The organism is Gilliamella sp. X-46 (assembly GCF_057063525.1).
Genome location: NZ_JBXSQH010000005.1, coordinates 32754 through 51957, shown reverse-complemented (window position 1 = coordinate 51957; position 19204 = coordinate 32754). Strand labels below are relative to the sequence as shown.

Below are 19204 nucleotides of genomic sequence, written 5' to 3'. Positions count from 1 at the left end.
AATAATAGTTGCCATTATGTTTTCTTCTATTGATGGTTAAAGCTTGTTATTTGAATAAAATTAATTTGTCACCAAAGGAAATAGCATGAATCAATATGCACTAGTCACCGATATTGGTGGAACCAATGCACGATTTGCACTTTATAATTTAGAGACCAATGAGTTATCTGCAATTACTAAAGTACTTATTGCAAAAGATGATGTGTTATTAACATTAATTAAAAACTATTTAGCATCCCAATCAATAATCGTTGAAATGGCATGTATTGCTATTGCTTGTCCGATTGATGATAGTGATGTGATCAAAATGACCAATAACAATTTGTCATTTTCACGCTCTGAGCTTGTTAAAGAATTAAATCTGATTAAGCTTGAGGTAATTAATGATTTTACTGCTGTATCAACGTCAATTCCTAAATTACCAAAACAGGATCTTGTAAAAATTGGTGGCGATGAACCTGATTTAAATTATCCCATTGCAATTTATGGAGCAGGCACAGGGCTTGGTGTATCACATTTGATTAAAGTCAATGAACGTTGGATTAGCTTGTCTGGAGAAGGGGGACATACTGAACTTCCGATGATAAGTGACGATGAATACCGTATTTTAGCACAACTACGCAAAAAATTTGGACGAGTTTCGACTGAGCGTTTTTTATCCGGTAATGGTATTGTTAATATTTATCAAGCGTTGTTACATATTAACAGTCAACCAGTAGAGGAGGTTACACCAGATATTATTGTTAAGAATGCTTTATCACATAGTTGTCCACTTTGCTTGCAAACTTTAACCTATTTTTGTACTTTTATGGGGCGTTTTGGCGGTAACTTAGTATTAACGCTTAATACGCAGGGTGGTGTTTATATTGCTGGGGGCATAGTGCCTCGCTTTATTGAGTTTTTTAAGGCATCACCATTTAGACAGGCTTTTGAACATAAAGGTCGTATGTCATATTTAGTCAAAAAAGTTCCTGTTTATGTGATAACTCATGAAGATCCTGGTTTGTTGGGTGCTGGTGTTTATTTGCAAAATTGTCTTACATAATATTGATAAGTAAAGGTTTTTTATGATGTGGTGTTATATTTATCGAAGTACTAAAAAAGAAAATTGTTATTTATATATAGGAAAGGAAAACGATTTTTCCGCTATTCCTGAAAAAATAATGTCTCTTTTTGGTATCCCAGTGTTTACAATGAAGGTATTACTTGACGGAAAACGCCGTTTTGTTGTTGGTACCTCTGATGAAATAGAAGAAAAAATTAAAACTGATGGATTTTTTTTACAAATGTTAAAAGAAGATGATTTTAAAGTATGATTGAATCATTTTGGGAGTACAAAACCCTAGAACAAATGAGTGATGAAGAATGGGAACAACTTTGTGATGGTTGTGGCCAGTGTTGCTTAAATAAATTGATGGACGAAGATACCGACGAAATATTATACACTAACGTAGCTTGCAATTTGCTAGACTCGAATACTTGCCAGTGTAAGCACTATTATAACCGCTTCGATTACGAACCTGATTGTATCAAGTTGACTCGCGATAATCTTCTCACCATTAAATGGTTACCTATAACTTGCACTTATCGCTATTTTTCTGAAACGGGGAGATTGCCCGATTGGCATCCTCTTATTACAGGTAATAAGAAGCTTATGCACAAGCTAAAAATTTCTGTTAAAAATCGGATTGTTTATGAAAAAGATGTGATTTGTTGGGAAGATCATATTCTCTAAAAAGGGTTATAGTGTCCTCAGATTGTTCACCAGCCTTTATATGATTTAATTTAGCATATCAATGATGTGATTTCTCTTAAAGAAAAAAAATAAAAACTTAAATAAAATCAATATCTTTCCTGACTGCTTTTATTGGGTAACTTCTAGTATTGGAAAGGCTTGTAGTTATTTACTTATTTTTATTAGATCAAAATAAGCTCGCTAAAAAACGAGCTCTTTGTTCATAACTTAAAGAAGCTATTGTTTCCTCTTATTTGAATTTAAAGTACAAGCCATAAATCCCCAATAATATCGATAGCAAACATATTTAAAAACATCAAAATAAATACAAAAATCATAAATGAAATATCGATCATACCAATAGGTGGTACGACGCGTCGAATTGGTGCTATAAATGGTTCTGTTAGCTGTGTAAGCAACTCATCAGCATTCGATTGTCCTCGGCTTACCCAGCTTAAAATTGCTCTAAATAGTAATAACAAAAATAGTAGATGTCCAAAAGCATGAGCGATGGCAGCAATGGCATATAAGAGGTATCCAACAGGCCAGCTAAAATTATTGATGATTCCATAATGGCCAATAAACGTAATTTTTATGAAAGCAAAAAAGTATAAAAGAACCCATGTAGCTGTATCTATCTGTTTAATAGAGGGAATAACTTTACGTAATGGAGCAATAATTGGTTGGGTTATTCGGACAATAAATTGGGTAAATGGATTATAGAAATTGACTCGTACTCGTTGCATCCATAAGCGCAAAATTAAAACGTATAAGCATATCGTTAAAAGGGTTTTTCCTAAAAAATAAAGCGATGCCATTTAACACTCCTTAAAATAAACTATCTAGGCAATATATCACAAATACTGCCTTGCTCCAAAAATTGCCGTACCGATGCGAACCATTGTGCTACCTGCAACAATCGCCGCTTCCATGTCGTTACTCATGCCCATAGATAATGTGTCCATAAATGGATAATCGGATTGTAAAGAATGTAACAGTTCCTGCATTTTAGTAAAGACATGTAATTGTTTGTCAAAATCATTTTCGATTTCAGGAATAGCCATTAAACCGCGCAACTTTAAATTGGGTAATGTAAGTATTTGCTTAGTCAAATCAGCGACTTGGTCAGGTAAAATCCCTGATTTACTTGCTTCCTGACTAATATTGACCTGAATTAATACATTTAATTTAGCCATTGATGTAGGGCGCTGGTCATTTAAACGTTGTGCGATTTTGAAGCGATCAATGGTATGCATCCAATCGAAGTGTTCGGCAACTAATTTACTTTTGTTTGATTGTAATGGACCAATAAAATGCCACGTTAATGGAGTATTGGGAAGGGTTTGTTTAAAGTGCTGGATCTTTTCAATACCTTCTTGAACATAGTTTTCCCCAAAAGAAAGTTGGCCTGCATCAATTGCTTGTTTGATTAAGGTCACCGGCTTTGTTTTACTAACAGCAATAAGTTCTATTGTATTGGGATCTCTTTCGCATCTTTCGGTTATTTTTTGAATTTTGCTTTTAATAGTGAGTAAATTGTCACGTACTGTATTCATATTAATTCCCAATTAATAAACTAATAGGTTAAATGTAATGTTAAATTCACTGTTATCGCTTAGTGTAACGCAAAAGGCATCCGATTTGCACCTTTCAAGTGGTGAAGTTGCACGCATTCGCATTAATGGACAATTAAAATGTTTATCAAATGAAAAGTTATCGCCTTTAGACTTAGAAGGTGAACTATTAACGTTACTCAATGAATCACAAAAAGCGCAATTACAGCAAGATAAACAAATTGACTTAGCCTACCAATCTCCTGGAATAGGGCGTTTTAGAATCAATATATTTTATCAACAGCGTGGTATTTCTGCAGTATTTAGAATCATCAAAACTCATATTCCAGATTTAGCAGAAATAGGTGCTCCCGAGGTATTTAAAGAACTCATAACGCATGACAGTGGGATTATTTTAGTCACGGGGGCTACAGGATGTGGTAAATCGACGACGCTTGCATCATTAATTGAGCACATTAACTCGACTCAATCTAAACACATTCTTACTTTAGAAGATCCTATTGAATTTATTTATCACAATCAATATTCATTAATTCAGCAACGGGAACTTACGAATTTTGACCATGCGCTTGATAGCCTTTTAAGGCAAGATCCTGACATTATATTGCTTGGTGAATTGCGCAATAAAAAGTCTATCCAAACTGCATTGACAGCAGCAGAAACGGGGCACTTAGTTTTTGCTACGTTACATACGTGTTCTGCTATTCAAAGTATTAATCGTATTGTTGATGTATTTGATGAAAGTTCTCGTAATTTTATTCGTACACAACTATCAAATAATTTAAGAGCAATTATAAGTCAAAAGTTAGTACCCGCTGAGAATGGTCGTAAAGCATTATTTGAAATCCTTATAAATACACCTGCTGTCAGTAATTTAATCAATGAAGGGAAGATCAAACAAATCTTTTCACTAATGCAAACAGGCCAACAATATGGTATGCAAGTGATGCCAGAACGTTAACACCATTTGCTATTGTTTATAGTTTATAAAAGTTAGCGTTGCATTTTTAAATGCAAAATTTTGAGATTTATATTTAAAATCATTTATAATCTTTCAAATAGTCTTTTGTAAAAGAAGGGATAATAAATGGAACAGCGAATTGGTTTTATTGGTTTAGGCAATATGGGCAATGCTATATTACAAGGTATTTTAGCGAGCAATATTGTTTCTGGAACACAAATGTATGTTTATGATCCTCATTTAGAAAAAGGTCAGGTTCTTAATCAGGTTTATTCAATTAATAATCTTGATTCTGCAAGAGAGGTTGCTCGCGAGTCTGATATTGTATTTGTTGCCGTTAAACCTAATGTGATTGTTGATGTACTTAATGATATTCAAAAAGAATTAAAGAAGAATACTATCGTTATTTCAATTGCAGCGGGTGTTACAATTAAAACAATTGCAAAATGTGTAGGTTATGAGCAAAAAATTATTCGTGTTATGCCAAATACGCCAGCACTTGTCAATGCTGCTATGTGCTCTATTACTCCCAACACTGAAGTTACCGATGAAGAATTGTCTATAGTTCAACAATTATTAAATTGTATTGGTGAAACTGAAGTTGTTTCTGAGTGTTTAATCGATGCAGTTGTTGGTGCGAGTGGTTCTTCTCCAGCTTTTGTTTTTATGTTTATTGAGGCACTAGCTGATGGTGCTGTGAAAGGCGGTTTATCAAGAGCTCAAGCCTACAAATTTGCAGCACAAGCAGTTATGGGATCGGCAAAGCTGTTACTTGAATCTGGTAAACATCCAGGTGAGTTAAAAGATATGGTCTGTTCACCTGCTGGTACGACCATTGAAGGTGTTCATGCGCTTGAAGAAAAAGGATTTAGATCTGCAGTTATTAATGCGGTAGATGCAGCTATAAAAAAATCAAAAGAAATGGCCGAGAGTTAATAAGGCATAAATTTATAATGTTATGTCGTTGAATTAAAAGTTATAATTTTTTATGTTTTAATTATTAATAATCTTTTTTAAATGATTGCTTGCATTACTTGCTTTTTTATGCGTAAATAGAGCTAAGCATATGACATGCGGATTTATTTTATAACATTTAGATATATGTAGTTTGTAGTTTACTTTGTCTTAGAGATTAGTTTTCTTCAGTATCTTCTTCTTCGTGTTAGTTAAGTAACCTAGGTTTTATGTTTTTGAGTATAGCCTCTAGTGGCTAAGATTAATTTATTTATAGGAAGATTATTATGTCTAAGAAAACTGGTCAAGTTAAATGGTTCAACGAAAGTAAAGGTTTTGGTTTTATTTCTCCTGCGGATGGTAGCAAAGATGTATTTGTACACTTTTCTGCGATTTCTGGTAATGGTTTTAAAACATTAGGTGAAGGTCAACAAGTAGAATTTTCAATTCAAGACAGTCCTCGTGGTCCTGCAGCAGCGGATGTTACCATCATCTAAGATTTAAATTTTATTTTTTAATTTTGCTACCCCCTATCGGTAAATAGTTATTGATAGGGTATTTTCTTATATAGACTTCCCTCCTTAAATTCTTTACCATATTCTGGCTATTCCTAGTATTAATTATCATTTTTAATGATATTATCAACAAACTTATGATATAAGGAAAGAAAATGAAAAGATTACTGTTTATTGTGTTATTAGGTTTTTCTTCAATTTCTATGGCGGATTTACCTGAATTATGTAAAACCTATTTTGATAAAGTTGAAAGTTTAGTCAAAGCTATTCCTAAAGGTTCTCTAACTAAACAACAATCTGATTTAATTAGACAAAATTTAGAAATGGGTAAACAACAAATTTCCTCAATGCCTGCAGCTAATCAAGAGTCAGCTTGTAAACAAGGTATGGATTTACTTCAACAAGTTGGAGCAAGCTTTCTTAAAAAATAGTAGGGCGGTTGATTTTCAACAAAAAAATAAAAAGGTATAAAGATGTTGTTATAATATTATTCCGCTAAAAACTAACAATAACAACGCGTTATGCCTAGAACAATGTTAGCATATAACCTCTGGGGAAAGCGATAAAAATTGATGCTAAATACAGGTCGAATTTACAATAAACGAACGCACGCAACACATTCGAATTGTATTTATATATCTAATGCGAGTTTGGCTATCTATGACGAAAATCCCAAGGAGCTATTGGATGTTTATCTTTCCATAGCCCTTTTTTGTTTTGTTTAGCATTTGCCTCGAGTTTTACCATTATTCTATTGTTAGCTACGTTATGATAACGATATGCCCAAGCATAACCATTTTCGACCATTTTTGCATTGATATTAACTTTATTTAAGAAAATAGTACCTAAGATTCTTTTATAAACATCTTTTTTGTTTTCTTTCACAAATACATTTTTACCCGAAATAAGGAATGCTAAATATTTACGAGATGCATTACCATAAGCTTGTCCTCTTTCTGGGGCATCGATATCAAGTAAACGAACACGGATTTTTTGTTTTTTGACGGTTAAAATATCCACTGTATCACCGTCAATGACTTTAACAACTTTACCGCTGAAATCAGCATAAACTAATGTGTTCGATAAACAAAATAAAATGATACAAACAAATAAACGTTTTAAGTGATTCATTATTAATAAGGGAAGATATAAAATTTGTATTATTATACATTGGTTATTTAAACTCAGTAAGCTGCGAGGTTGTTTTTATTTGAAAATTAATCAGTTATTTCACAATTACTTATGTTTTGAACATGATAAGAAAAGCCATGACATGCAGCCTTACTCATATAGAGTAAAGCTGATAGAGAAAGATAACGTTAAATTAAAATGCGTTGGTATCTTGAAATAGACCTACTTTTAAATCAGACGCTTGGTAAATTAGTTTGCCATCAACAAAAACTTCACCATCACCAATCCCCATAATTAATTTACGGTTAATTACGCGTTTAAAATGGATTTTATAGGTCACTTTTTTATTGGCTGGTAATACTTGTCCAGTGAATTTAACTTCGCCAACACCTAAAGCTCGTCCTTTACCTTTACCGCCAATCCAACCTAAATAGAATCCAACTAGTTGCCACATAGCATCAAGCCCTAAACAGCCAGGCATAACTGGATCATTTTTAAAATGACATTTAAAAAACCATAAATCAGGATTAATATCAAGTTCGGCCTCGACAAAACCTTTGCCAAAATTACCACCGTTTTCATTCATCTCGATAACACGATCCATCATTAACATTAAATCAGATGGTAATGGGGGGCCATCATGACCAAATAATTCATTATTTCCTGATTTAATTAAATCAGCTTTATCGTACGATGATTTACGTTCAAATGTCATAAAAAAACCTTTTATTTAATGTAAATTAAAACATGCCTTAAAAAATTGAAAGTTACTTAGATCTCTTTTTTATTCCATAATGAATAAAATTTTGGGCTAAAGTTTATTGGGTATTGCTACTTTTTGCAATATTTTTGCCATTTACTTAGCCAACTATCTTGTTTTTTGTCTTGTAATAATACTGCCTGCATACGTGCATGAATTAATTGGTAAAGATTGATACTACTTTTATCTTTATACGGAATACCTGTAAGCAAATAAAGAGCATCGGCAATATGTTCAACTGTCCATATTGAAAACTTATCTTGTTCAATAGCTTCAATAACTTCATCACTTAAACTTAGATGGCGTTGATTGGTGGCTGGTATGATCACTCCTTGTTGACCTGTTAAGCCTTGATGCTGACAAACGGCAAAAAATCCTTCAATTTTTTCGTTAACACCACCAATTGCTTGAACATGACCAAATTGATCCACTGAACCAGTTACAGCCAATTGCTGATCGATAGGTTGCTGAGATAAAGCGCTAATGATTGCACAAAGTCCGGCAAGCGAAGCACTGTCACCATCAATTTCACTATAAGATTGCTCAAAAACCAAAGAAGTCGAAAAAGGTAATTGGTGATTAAACGCAAACTCAGACATAATAAAGGCTTGCATGATCATCATTCCTTTTGAATGAATATTACCGGCTAATTCTGTTTTGCGTTCAATATCAATTAGCTCACCATCGCCAAAATGAATAAGGCAACTTAAACGTGTAGGTTCACCTATAGCTTTGGGATTTCCTGGATATTCAATTACTGATAAACCATTTATTTGTCCAATGACTTGATCTTTAGTATTAATCATTATTTGATTACTAAAGATTTCATCATGCACTCTATCTTGCAAATAACCTTCGTGCCATGATTTTTTCTTTATCGCAATTGTAATCGCTGATTCATCTATTACATTATTTTGCATAAAGTAAGTTGCATTGACTAATAATGAATTAATCCAGTCAACTGAAAGTGGTAGATAATATTGATCACCAGTATAGCGCGTTGCTTCTTTGTAAATTTTTGCAAAAGCTAAGGTATCAATATTAGGTAATTGTTGTTTGTTCGCGATAAAATTTAAATAATTAATCCATTGTTCGATTTGTTCTGGCGATTTGACCTGCAATTCATTTTCAAATTCAGCATAAATAGATGTTGAATAAAATTCAGGCTCTAAATCTTGCAATTCAGCTAAACTTAACCTATCTCCAACTAAAATGATACGTAAGTCAAGCGGCATTGGTGGAATAGATAAAGGTAAAGGATGAGATTCGTCAGATGAAACCCACTCAAACTCTTTTTTTATCACCATTTGCTTTAGCTTTGCCCATAGCAATGGTTGATTAAGCAACGAGCGAAGGCCTAAAATTAAAATGCCACCATTAGTACGATGGACTAGTCCTGCTTGTAATTTAATTGGGCCATTTTCAGGTTGTCTAACACAACCAAAAAGTTTTTCAGCATCAACGGAAGAGGCAAATAAGCAATTGTCTTGAGTGGCAAAATTATCTTGTTTGCTTTTCGCTTCAGCTAGTATAATTTTGTTTTCGTTGAAAAAATAACTGTAACCAATTGGGGGAGCTGATAAATTGACTTTAATAGCTTGCCGTAATAGATCAAAAAAAAGTTCACTTTCAGGGGCTTTAAGCAACATAAAACGTGGGCTATAGCATACTCTCTTATTAGGGCACAACAGCGACAAGGCAGATGCAACACGTGGTTGCCACATGAGTAAATGTTCCGATTTTTCTAATGCTAATTCTTTTGAAGTATTAGTTTTGTTACTAAATCCAGAAATATAAGATAAATTAGGTTGGATTTGTTGTGCGTTGAGTTGTGTAATGGCCAAAATTGTTATCTTTTTTGTTAGCTTATTTTAAATTTAAATTATAACAAGTATCAGGTGTATCGCCAACAGATTACCAAAATCTTTATGCTAACAAATAAAAAATTTACAGAAAGATTTTTCAAAATCAGGTAAACTAAGCCACAATTTATTGTTTGTCTTACTTCATTATCATCATAATCAACGACTAAATATGCTCAAAATCAAAAATACTTACTTCAAAGACGATCGTGCCTCGCAAATTGTTAGTTGGGGACATTGGTTTACGTTGTTTAATATTTTTGTGGTTATTTTATTAGGTAGTCAATATTTACTCATTGCAGATTGGCCTCGTACTTTTATGGGGCGATTTTATGCCATTATCAGTGCAATTGGTCACTTTAGCTATTTGACTTTTGTCGCTTATCTAATTTTACTTTTTCCGTTAAGTTTTTTTATTCATTCTTCTCGATGGCAAAGAATTATTGCAACGGCTTTTGCCACAGTCGGTATTTCATTACTGATTATTGATATTGAAGTTTTTTCGCATTTTAGAATGCATCTTAATTTGTCGATTTGGCAATTATTCTCATCGCAAAAAGTTTCTTATTTAAGTACGGTATTTATTGCCATTCCATTTATTTTATTGATTGAGATTTTATTTTCATTATGGAGCTGGAAAAAACTACGTAGCTTAAGTAAACGCAAACGTTATGCAAAACCAGTAGTGATTTTTTTTATTATTTGTTTTGTTGCTTCGCATTTGATCCATAGTTGGGCTGATGCTAATTTTTATCGGCCCATTACTATGCAGCGATCAAGTCTACCACTTTCTTATCCTTTGACTGCCCGCCATTTTCTTGAACGTTATGGCTTTATGAAAGAAAACGGTTATCGCGATCGTGTTACGCAAGAGGGAAACCCTTTTGCAATGACGATTGAATATCCTTTGGGAAGGATTGTTTATGATCAGCAACCAACAAAAAACAATGTACTAATGATTGTTATTGATGGATGGAATACTAATTTATTGACTAAATATATGCCGTGGTTAAATGAATTTTCTCAAGATAATATTGCCTTTACTAATCATTATGGTGCAAGTAATCAATCTTATTTGAATGATTTTTCATTGTTTTATGGATTAGCTCCTAATTATTATAATAGTATTTTGGTTGGGCATAAACCATCTGTATTACTCGAAGTTGTTACTAAACAACAATATAATCTAGGATTATTTTCAGCAGATGGTTTTGCTGAACCTTTATATCGTTCGGCTTTGTTATCTAATTTCTCAATACCAGAGTCTAAAAGAGAGTCTAATAAACAAATAACTGAAAACTGGATGAAGTGGCATGAAGAGCAGAATAGTCTTGATAATCATGCGCCTTTATTTTCTATAATTCAATATTCGCTATTTGATAAAAATAAAAAAATTTCAATATCAACTCTTCAATCTGAAGCAAAAAAATTAGATCAGTATATTGAATCATTAATTGCTTATTTAAGATTATCTAATGCCTATGATGATACGGTTATTATTATTACAGGTACGAATGATATTAAAATTGATGAAATGAAGAAAATAGTATTACGTAATACAGGTAGCGACTTTAATCGTGAATCACTAAAAGTACCCTTGATTATGTCATGGAAAAATAAAGGAAGCGCACAAATAACGAAAGTAACTTCGCAAACTGATATTATTTGTACATTAATGCAAGACGTATTTTATGTCACTACACCGCCACAGCAGTATAGCCAATGTGAAAATTTATTTAACTTGAAGCCTAGACAATGGTTAGTTGCTGGTGATGAAAATATGATTGCTGCACTTTATGATGATAGAACAGTGGTTTTAGATGCCTTTGGTCGTTCTAAAATTTATGATCTTAATGGTAAATTACAAAAAGGCGAAAAAATCAGCTTACCGATCTTTCTACAAATTGTTACCGAAAACCGCCGTTTTATGGTCGTAGACAATTGATTTAGCTATTCGGTTTAACAATAAAAAAGGTGAAGATTACTTCACCTCTTTACCCATAGCTTGCAAATCAGCATGATAAGACGAACGCACAAAAGGTCCACAAGCAGCATGCGTAAATCCCATATCTAAAGCTGTCTGTTTTAACGCTTCAAACTCTTGTGGTGAAACATAACGTTCAACAGGTAAGTGGTATTTGCTTGGTTGCAGATACTGTCCTAGCGTTAACATTGTTACTCCGTGGGTACGTAAATCTTTTAATACTTGAATTAATTCTTGATTAGTTTCACCAAGTCCAACCATTAAGCCCGATTTTGTTGGCACTTCGGGGTGTTTTTCTTTAAAGGCGGAAAGTAATTTAAGTGAACCTTCATAGTTAGCACCAGGGCGAATTTTTTTATATAGGCGTGGAATATTTTCTAGATTGTGGTTAAATACATCAGGTGGATTTTCGCTTAATACTTCAATTGCTTGCTCAACACAACCACGAAAATCCGGCGTGAGGGTTTCAACTTTTATATTAGGGCTTAATGCACGAATTTCGCGAGTACAATTGGCAAAATGACTAGCACCACCATCTTTTAAATCATCCCTGTCTACAGAGGTAATAACCACATAACGTAATTTCATCTCTTGAATTGTTTGTGCTAATTTAATAGGCTCTTGACTATCTGGTGGTAATGGTCTGCCATGCGCAACATCACAAAAAGGGCAACGTCGGGTGCAAATATCACCTAAAATCATAAAAGTAGCAGTCCCATGATTGAAGCATTCAGCTAAGTTAGGGCAAGATGCTTCTTCGCAAACTGAATGTAGCCCATGTTTGCGCATGGTGTTTTTGATATGCGCTATGTTATCTGAGTAAGCAGATAATTTAATTCGCATCCATTCAGGTTTTTTAAGTGGTGGTGTTGTTTCTACTGTGGTTGTTGGGATTAAACGTGTTTTGTCAGCATCACGGTATTTCGAGCTTCTGATTATTGTTTCATTATTTTGCATAATTAATATCTTATCTTTGGGGTAACTGCTTAATCAAATTATCAGTTAATAAATGTTTTATCTCGTTACGGTCAATTTGTGAGATATATTCTTTAAGCTGTGTCATTTGTAATCCAGCGTATCCACAAGGGTTAATGTTATTAAAAGGTGTAAGATCCATATTAATATTTAGTGCTAGCCCATGTAGTGTACAGCCTCGGTTTATATGTAGACCAAGTGAACAAATTTTTTTATGATCAACATAAACTCCAGGAGCATCTGGTTTTGCATAGGCTATAATATCATAATGAGCCAATGTTTGAATGACACTATTTTCTAAATAACTAACTACATCACGAATACCAATCTTGAGTCGTTTTAAATCAAATAAAATATACATAATTTGTTGCCCTGGGGCATGATAAGTAATTTGACCTCCGCGATCAGTTTGAATAACAGGAATATCCGTATGATTTAATAAATGTTCAGCTTTACCCACTTTTCCTTGGGTAAATACAGGTTGATGTTCTACTAACCAAATTTCATCAAGTGTTTGTTCATGACGATTTTGTGTAAAGTCATGCATAGCTTGATAAGTTTGCATATAGGGAACAATATGTAGATCTTTGATGATAATATCATTATTAGTGCTCATGGTATTGCTTATTGTTATTGGTAGTATTAACAAAAAATTTATCAATATATATCAAATTTTACTATAATTTGACAACTTATAGATGACTTCAGTATAGGTATACTATCTATTTTTTGTATTTATTTATTGTTAAAATTTCTTTTTTATCAATTAACTAACGTTATTTTTAATGTTACCATTGAAATAGTTGATTAATTTGATAGGAATTAACATTCTTTTCTAAGCTTCGGTTTGCTTTACTTTTTTTATGAAAATGGCAGACTGATACAAATAAAACTCCATAATGCAGAGTTGTAATTTATATAGTTAGTTATAGCTAAGGATAGCAAATACTGCATTTTTTTAAACAAAAAAGAGGTTTTTATATGTCGGACATGCAAGTGAATGATATCGATCCCATTGAAACACAAGATTGGCTCAAGAGTCTTGATTCAATTATTCGCGAAGAAGGTATAGAACGTGCACAATATATTATTGAACAAATAGTCAATAAAGCAAGAGACGGTGGTGTACCACTACTTTTTGGTTCCTCAACAAGTAATTATGTCAATACTATTCCAGTAGAAGAACAACCTGCTTATCCTGGCGATTGGGAAATAGAACGACGAATTCGTTCAATCGTTCGTTGGAATGCAATTATGATGGTATTAAGAGCGTCAAAGAAAGATTTAGAGCTTGGTGGTCATATGGCATCATTCCAGTCTGCTGCTACATTTTATGAGGTTTGCTTTAACCATTTTTTCCGTGCACGTAACGAAAAAGATGGTGGTGATTTAGTTTATTTCCAAGGACATATTTCACCAGGTATTTATTCACGCGCATTTATTGAAGGTCGTTTAACCGAAGAACAACTTGATAATTTCCGTCAAGAAGTACATGGTAAAGGACTACCTTCTTACCCTCACCCTAAATTATTACCTGAATTTTGGCAATTCCCAACAGTCTCAATGGGGCTTGGTCCTGTTAGTGCCATTTATCAAGCACGTTTTTTAAAATATTTAGAAAATCGTGGACTGAAAGATACGTCTGAACAAACAGTCTATGCTTTCTTAGGTGATGGTGAGATGGATGAACCAGAATCAAAAGGCGCAATCACCGTTGCAACGCGTGAAAAATTAGACAATTTGGTATTTGTTATCAACTGTAATTTACAACGATTAGATGGTCCAGTAACCGGTAATGGTAAAATTATTAATGAACTTGAAGGTGTATTTGCTGGTGCAGGCTGGAATGTGATTAAAGTTCTTTGGGGCGATCGTTGGGATAAATTACTGCAAAAAGATAAATCAGGTAAATTAATTCGTCTAATGAACGAAACGCTTGATGGTGATTATCAAACATTAAAATCAAAAGATGGCGCTTATGTGCGTGAGCATTTCTTTGGCAAATATCCAGAAACTGCTGAATTAGTTAAAGATATGTCTGATGAAGAAATCTTTAGATTAAACCGTGGTGGTCAAGATCCAGCTAAAATGTTTGCTGCATTCCAACGAGCAAAAGAAACTAAAGATCGCCCAACTGTTATTCTTGCTCACACCATTAAAGGCTATGGTATGGGTGCTGCAGCTGAAGCGAAAAATATTGCCCACCAAGTGAAAAAAATGAATATGGATGGTGTGCGTCATGTTCGTGATTTCTTCAATATTCCTGTAACGGATGAAGCACTTGAAAAATTACCTTATATCAAGTTTGAGGAACATACTCCAGAATATAAATATATTCATGAACGTCGTAATGCATTACATGGTTATGTTCCATCAAGATTAACCAAATTCTCTGGTACCGTTTCAATTCCATCATTGAGTGAATTCTCATCACTACTTGAAGCACAATCAAAAGAAATTTCAACCACAATTGCATTTGTCCGTGCCCTTAACATCATGCTTAAGGATAAAGAGTTAGCACCTCGATTAGTGCCAATTTTGGCTGATGAAGCGCGTACTTTTGGTATGGAAGGCTTATTCCGTCAAATTGGGATTTATAACCCACATGGGCAACAATATACGCCACAAGATAAAGAGCAAGTTGCTTATTATCGTGAAGACGAAAAAGGTCAAATTTTACAAGAAGGGATCAATGAATGTGGTGCAACGGCTTCATGGTTAGCTGCTGCGACATCATATAGCACCAATGATTTCCCAATGATTCCATTCTATATTTACTATTCTATGTTTGGTTTCCAACGTATTGGCGATTTAATGTGGGCAGCTGGCGATCAGCAAGCACGCGGATTTATGATTGGTGGTACCTCTGGTCGTACAACATTAAATGGTGAAGGCTTACAACACCAAGATGGTCACAGCCACATTCAATCATTAACCATACCTAACTGTATCTCATATGATCCTGCTTATGCTTATGAAGTTGCGGTTATTATGCAAGACGGTTTACGTCGTATGTATGGCGAACAAGAAAACGTTTACTACTATATTACTACACTCAATGAAAACTATGCACAGCCTGCAATGCCAGAAGGTGTAGAAGAAGGTATTCGTCGTGGTATTTATAAACTTGATACTGTTGAAGGTCAAAAAGGTAAACCGACTGTTCAGTTATTAGGTTCAGGTTCGATATTACGTCATGTACGTGATGCGGCTGACATCTTAGCTAAAAACTATGGTATTAGTTCTGAAGTTTATAGCGTAACATCATTTACTGAACTTGCTCGTGATGGACAAGATTGTGAACGATACAATATGCTACATCCGAGTGAAACACCGAAAGTGCCTTATGTTGCACAAATTATGAATAACAATCCAGCAGTAGTTTCAACTGATTATATGAAAATTTTTGCTGAGCAAATTCGCGGATTTGTACCTTCTGAAAGTTATCGAGTGCTTGGTACAGACGGCTTTGGTCGCAGTGATAGCCGTGAAAATTTACGCCATCACTTTGAAGTTGATGCATCTTATGTTGTAGTTGCAGCATTGGGTGAACTTGCTAAACGTGGTGATATCGAAGTTAGCGTTGTTGAAGAAGCGATCAAAAAATTTGAAATCAATGCTGATAAACTTAATCCACGAATTGCATAAGAGGTTGTTATAATGAGTATTCAAATTAAATTACCTGATATTGGCGGTGATGAAGTCGAAGTGACCGAAATTCTGGTTAATGTTGGTGACAAAGTTGAAGCTGATCAGTCAATTATGACTGTTGAAGGTGATAAAGCATCAATGGAAATCCCAGCACCACAAGCCGGTATTGTTAAATCAATTTCGGTTAAAATTGGCGATAAAGTCCAAACAGGTGTGGACATTATGGTCTTTGATGAACAGGGTGGTGCAGCGCCTGCAGCTCCAGCGCAAGCGCAGGAAGCACCAAAAGTTGAAGTCGCACCAATTGCTGCTACAGCAAGTCAAACTGTTGATGTAAATGTGCCTGATATCGGTGGCGATGAAGTTGAAGTCACCGAAATTTTAGTAAAAGTTGGCGATACTATATCTGTTGATGATTCGTTAATTACCGTTGAAGGTGATAAAGCTTCAATGGAAGTACCAGCAACTATTGCCGGAACGGTTAAAAGTATCACAGTGAAAGTGGGTGATAAAGTGAAAACAGGTTCCAAAATTATGGAATTTGAAACCACAACCAGTGCAGCGCCTGCTACTCAAACAGCGCCAGCAGCTTCAGCCCCAGTTGTTGAAAAAACCGCACCAGCATCTACACCTGCGCCTGTTGCTGCAAAATCAGCGCCTGTAGCATCAGGCAATGAATTTGTTGAAAATGATGCTTATGCGCATGCAACTCCATCAGTGCGCCGTTTAGCACGTGAATTTGGCGTAAATCTCGCTAAAGTCACCGCGACAGGTCCTAAAAACCGTATTTTACGTGAAGACATTCAAGCGTACGTTAAAAATGCAGTTAAGCAAATTGAAAGTGGCGCTGCTGGCGGTGCATTACCAGGTTTATTACCATGGCCGAAAGTTGATTTCAGCAAATTTGGTGAAGTTGAAAGCTTACCATTAACTAAAATTCAAAAAGTATCAGGTGCAAATTTACACCGTAACTGGGTCATGATTCCGCATGTGACGGAGTTTGATGAAACCGATATTACTGATTTAGAAGCATTCCGTAAGCAACAAAATGCAGAAGCTGATAAGAAGAAACTTGACCTTAAGATCACACCTTTAGTGTTTATCATGAAAGCGGTAGCTAGCGCATTAACAGCGTATCCACGCTTTAATAGCTCATTATCTGAAGATGCTCAAACGCTAATCATCAAAAAATACATTAATATTGGTGTTGCTGTTGATACACCAAATGGTCTTGTTGTGCCAGTATTTAAAGATGTCGATAAAAAAGGCATTGTTGAACTTTCACGAGAACTTGCGGCAATTTCTAAAAAAGCGCGTGAAGGTAAATTGACTGGTAGCGATATGCAAGGTGGATGTTTCACTATTTCTAGCCTTGGTGGTATTGGTACAACCTCGTTTACACCAATTGTCAATGCACCAGAAGTGGGTATTTTAGGTGTATCTCGTTCTAGCATGAAACCAGTTTGGAATGGTAAAGAGTTTACACCACGCTTAATGTTACCTTTATCATTATCCTTTGATCACCGAGTGATTGATGGTGCGGATGGTGCGCGCTTCTTAAGCCATATTGTTAACGTCTTATCCGACTTACGTCGTTTAGTGATGTAATTAAGGAGATCAAATTATGAGTCAAGATGTTAAAACGCAAGTTGTGGTTTTAGGGGCAGGACCAGCGGGTTATTCCGCTGCGTTCCGCGCAGCTGACCTTGGACTAGATGTTACCCTTGTTGAACGTTATTCAACACTTGGTGGTGTTTGTTTAAATGTAGGCTGTATTCCATCAAAAGCATTACTTCATGTTGCAAAAGTAATGGATGAAGCAAAATCATTAACTGAACATGGTATCCATTTTGGTACCCCGAGACTTGAATTAGACAAAGTGCGTGGCTGGAAAGAAAAAGTCATTAGTCAGCTGACTAACGGACTTGCTGGCATGGCAAAAATGCGCAAAGTCAATGTGATTCAAGGTGAAGCTCAGTTTACTGGTAGCCATACTATGGATGTAACTTCTTCAAAAGGGATCACTAAAATTACCTTTGATAATGCCATTATTGCAGCGGGTTCTCGTCCAATTAAGTTACCTTTTATTCCACATGATGATCCGCGTATTTGGGATTCAACGGATGCCTTAGCGCTAACCACCATTCCTAAAAAATTATTATTAATGGGTGGCGGAATTATTGGGCTTGAAATGGGTACTGTATATCATGCATTAGGTTCAGAAGTGGATGTGGTTGAAATGTTTGATCAAGTGATTCCAGCTGCTGATAAAGATGTGATTAAAGTTTTTACTAAGCAGATCCAAAAGAAATTCACTTTACGATTGGAAACCAAAGTGACCACTGTTGAAGCCAAACATGATGCAATCTACGTCACCATGGAAAAGAAAGACGGCACCACCGAAACCCATACTTATGATGCGGTATTAGTAGCGATTGGTCGTACGCCAAATGGTAAGTTAATTAGTGCAGAAAAAGCTGGTGTTAATGTCACGGATCGTGGATTTATCGAAGTCGATAAACAGATGCGCACCAACGTACCACACATTTATGCCATTGGTGATATTGTGGGACAACCAATGCTTGCGCACAAAGGTGTACACGAAGGGCATGTGGCAGCAGAAGTGATTGCTGGTAAAAAACACTTCTTCGATCCAAAAACTATTCCTTCTATTGCCTATACTGAACCTGAAGTAGCTTGGGTGGGCTTAACTGAAAAAGAAGCCAAAGAAAAAGGCATTGATTATGAAGTGTCAATCTTCCCATGGGCTGCATCAGGGCGCGCTATTGCTTCGGATTGTTCAGAAGGGATGACAAAACTCATCTTTAATAAAGCAGATAATCGCTTGCTAGGTGGTGCGGTTGTTGGCGTGAATGGCGGTGAATTACTAGGTGAAATCACTTTAGCTGTTGAAATGGGCTGTGATGCAGAAGATATTGCATTAACTATCCATGCTCACCCAACATTGCATGAATCAATTGGTTTATCTTCTGAAATTTATGAAGGCTCTGTCACTGATTTACCTAATGCAAAAGCAAAGAAAAAATAGTAACAATAAGTCATTTATTTAATAAAATGCCGTTAGTCAAACTAACGGCATTT

18 protein-coding genes are annotated in these 19204 nt (G+C 35.0%); 11 read left to right on the top strand and 7 right to left on the bottom strand.

The window, feature by feature from the left end:
- Positions 1-85 precede the first annotated feature (85 nt).
- Genes glk through ACYIAJ_RS05750 form a run of 3 tightly spaced genes read left to right on the top strand, consistent with a single transcriptional unit; the run spans position 86 to position 1735 of the window.
- Entirely contained in the window at positions 86-1045 is a 960-nt protein-coding gene (glk, locus tag ACYIAJ_RS05760; protein WP_483564457.1) for a glucokinase, read from the top strand.
- Between the two features lie 22 nt (positions 1046-1067).
- A complete protein-coding gene (locus ACYIAJ_RS05755; protein ID WP_483560026.1) occupies positions 1068-1316 on the top strand; it encodes a YcgL domain-containing protein in 249 nt (82 codons plus the stop codon).
- Positions 1313-1735 carry a YcgN family cysteine cluster protein gene (locus ACYIAJ_RS05750; RefSeq protein WP_483564456.1) on the top strand — a complete coding sequence of 141 codons (423 nt, stop codon included), beginning with the start codon at positions 1313-1315 and terminating at the stop codon, positions 1733-1735. The genes ACYIAJ_RS05755 and ACYIAJ_RS05750 overlap by 4 nt, the downstream gene beginning before the upstream one ends.
- 260 nt (positions 1736-1995) lie before the next feature.
- On the opposite strand, the gene ACYIAJ_RS05745 is transcribed toward ACYIAJ_RS05750, so the two are convergent.
- Together ACYIAJ_RS05745 and ACYIAJ_RS05740 are read right to left on the bottom strand one after the other, a co-directional pair.
- Positions 1996-2553: a YggT family protein gene (locus tag ACYIAJ_RS05745; RefSeq protein WP_483564455.1), complete on the bottom strand. Its 558-nt coding sequence runs from the start codon at positions 2551-2553 to the stop codon at positions 1996-1998.
- Positions 2554-2589: 36 nt separating this feature from the next.
- Positions 2590-3291 (bottom strand): YggS family pyridoxal phosphate-dependent enzyme, encoded by a 702-nt coding sequence (locus ACYIAJ_RS05740; protein WP_483564454.1) that lies wholly within the window; start codon positions 3289-3291, stop codon positions 2590-2592.
- A 37-nt stretch (positions 3292-3328) separates the two neighbouring features.
- On the opposite strand from ACYIAJ_RS05740, the gene ACYIAJ_RS05735 reads away from it, so the two are divergent.
- From ACYIAJ_RS05735 to ACYIAJ_RS05720, 4 genes are all read left to right on the top strand, one after another.
- Positions 3329-4270, top strand: coding sequence for a type IV pilus twitching motility protein PilT (locus ACYIAJ_RS05735; RefSeq protein WP_483564453.1), 942 nt, complete (start codon positions 3329-3331; stop codon positions 4268-4270).
- Between the two features lie 126 nt (positions 4271-4396).
- Positions 4397-5206 carry a pyrroline-5-carboxylate reductase gene (gene proC / locus ACYIAJ_RS05730; protein WP_483564452.1) on the top strand — a complete coding sequence of 270 codons (810 nt, stop codon included), beginning with the start codon at positions 4397-4399 and terminating at the stop codon, positions 5204-5206.
- A gap of 305 nt (positions 5207-5511) precedes the next feature.
- The gene (gene cspE / locus ACYIAJ_RS05725; RefSeq protein WP_483560037.1) at positions 5512-5721 is read left to right on the top strand and encodes a transcription antiterminator/RNA stability regulator CspE; all 210 of its coding nucleotides are present in this window, start codon (positions 5512-5514) and stop codon (positions 5719-5721) included.
- A gap of 173 nt (positions 5722-5894) precedes the next feature.
- Complete coding sequence (locus ACYIAJ_RS05720; RefSeq protein WP_483560039.1) at positions 5895-6170, top strand: DUF5339 domain-containing protein; 276 nt, start codon at positions 5895-5897, stop codon at positions 6168-6170.
- A gap of 223 nt (positions 6171-6393) precedes the next feature.
- Here ACYIAJ_RS05720 and ACYIAJ_RS05715 read toward each other — a convergent pair whose 3' ends face one another.
- The 3 genes from ACYIAJ_RS05715 to ACYIAJ_RS05705 form a co-directional block, all read right to left on the bottom strand.
- Positions 6394-6870 (bottom strand): thermonuclease family protein, encoded by a 477-nt coding sequence (locus ACYIAJ_RS05715; protein ID WP_483564451.1) that lies wholly within the window; start codon positions 6868-6870, stop codon positions 6394-6396.
- Positions 6871-7063: 193 nt separating this feature from the next.
- On the bottom strand, positions 7064-7585 hold the full coding sequence (fabA, locus tag ACYIAJ_RS05710; RefSeq protein WP_483564450.1) for a bifunctional 3-hydroxydecanoyl-ACP dehydratase/trans-2-decenoyl-ACP isomerase: 522 nt from the start codon (positions 7583-7585) through the stop codon (positions 7064-7066).
- 116 nt (positions 7586-7701) lie between these two features.
- A complete protein-coding gene (locus ACYIAJ_RS05705) occupies positions 7702-9474 on the bottom strand; it encodes an AAA family ATPase (RefSeq protein ID WP_483564449.1) in 1773 nt (590 codons plus the stop codon).
- A 190-nt stretch (positions 9475-9664) separates the two neighbouring features.
- On the opposite strand from ACYIAJ_RS05705, the gene ACYIAJ_RS05700 reads away from it, so the two are divergent.
- A complete protein-coding gene (locus ACYIAJ_RS05700) occupies positions 9665-11437 on the top strand; it encodes a DUF3413 domain-containing protein (RefSeq protein ID WP_483564448.1) in 1773 nt (590 codons plus the stop codon).
- Between the two features lie 36 nt (positions 11438-11473).
- On the opposite strand, the gene lipA is transcribed toward ACYIAJ_RS05700, so the two are convergent.
- Together lipA and lipB are read right to left on the bottom strand one after the other, a co-directional pair.
- Complete coding sequence (lipA, locus tag ACYIAJ_RS05695; RefSeq protein WP_483560048.1) at positions 11474-12433, bottom strand: lipoyl synthase; 960 nt, start codon at positions 12431-12433, stop codon at positions 11474-11476.
- Between the two features lie 10 nt (positions 12434-12443).
- Complete coding sequence (gene lipB / locus ACYIAJ_RS05690; protein WP_483560050.1) at positions 12444-13067, bottom strand: lipoyl(octanoyl) transferase LipB; 624 nt, start codon at positions 13065-13067, stop codon at positions 12444-12446.
- Positions 13068-13432: 365 nt separating this feature from the next.
- Here lipB and aceE point away from each other — a divergent pair, with 365 nt between their 5' ends.
- The 3 genes from aceE to lpdA are packed head-to-tail and all read left to right on the top strand — an operon-like array spanning position 13433 to position 19151.
- Positions 13433-16099 (top strand): pyruvate dehydrogenase (acetyl-transferring), homodimeric type, encoded by a 2667-nt coding sequence (aceE, locus tag ACYIAJ_RS05685; RefSeq protein ID WP_483560051.1) that lies wholly within the window; start codon positions 13433-13435, stop codon positions 16097-16099.
- A gap of 12 nt (positions 16100-16111) precedes the next feature.
- The gene (aceF, locus tag ACYIAJ_RS05680) at positions 16112-17710 is read left to right on the top strand and encodes a pyruvate dehydrogenase complex dihydrolipoyllysine-residue acetyltransferase (protein ID WP_483564447.1); all 1599 of its coding nucleotides are present in this window, start codon (positions 16112-16114) and stop codon (positions 17708-17710) included.
- A 16-nt stretch (positions 17711-17726) separates the two neighbouring features.
- A complete protein-coding gene (gene lpdA / locus ACYIAJ_RS05675) occupies positions 17727-19151 on the top strand; it encodes a dihydrolipoyl dehydrogenase (RefSeq protein ID WP_483560054.1) in 1425 nt (474 codons plus the stop codon).
- Positions 19152-19204: the final 53 nt, after the last annotated feature.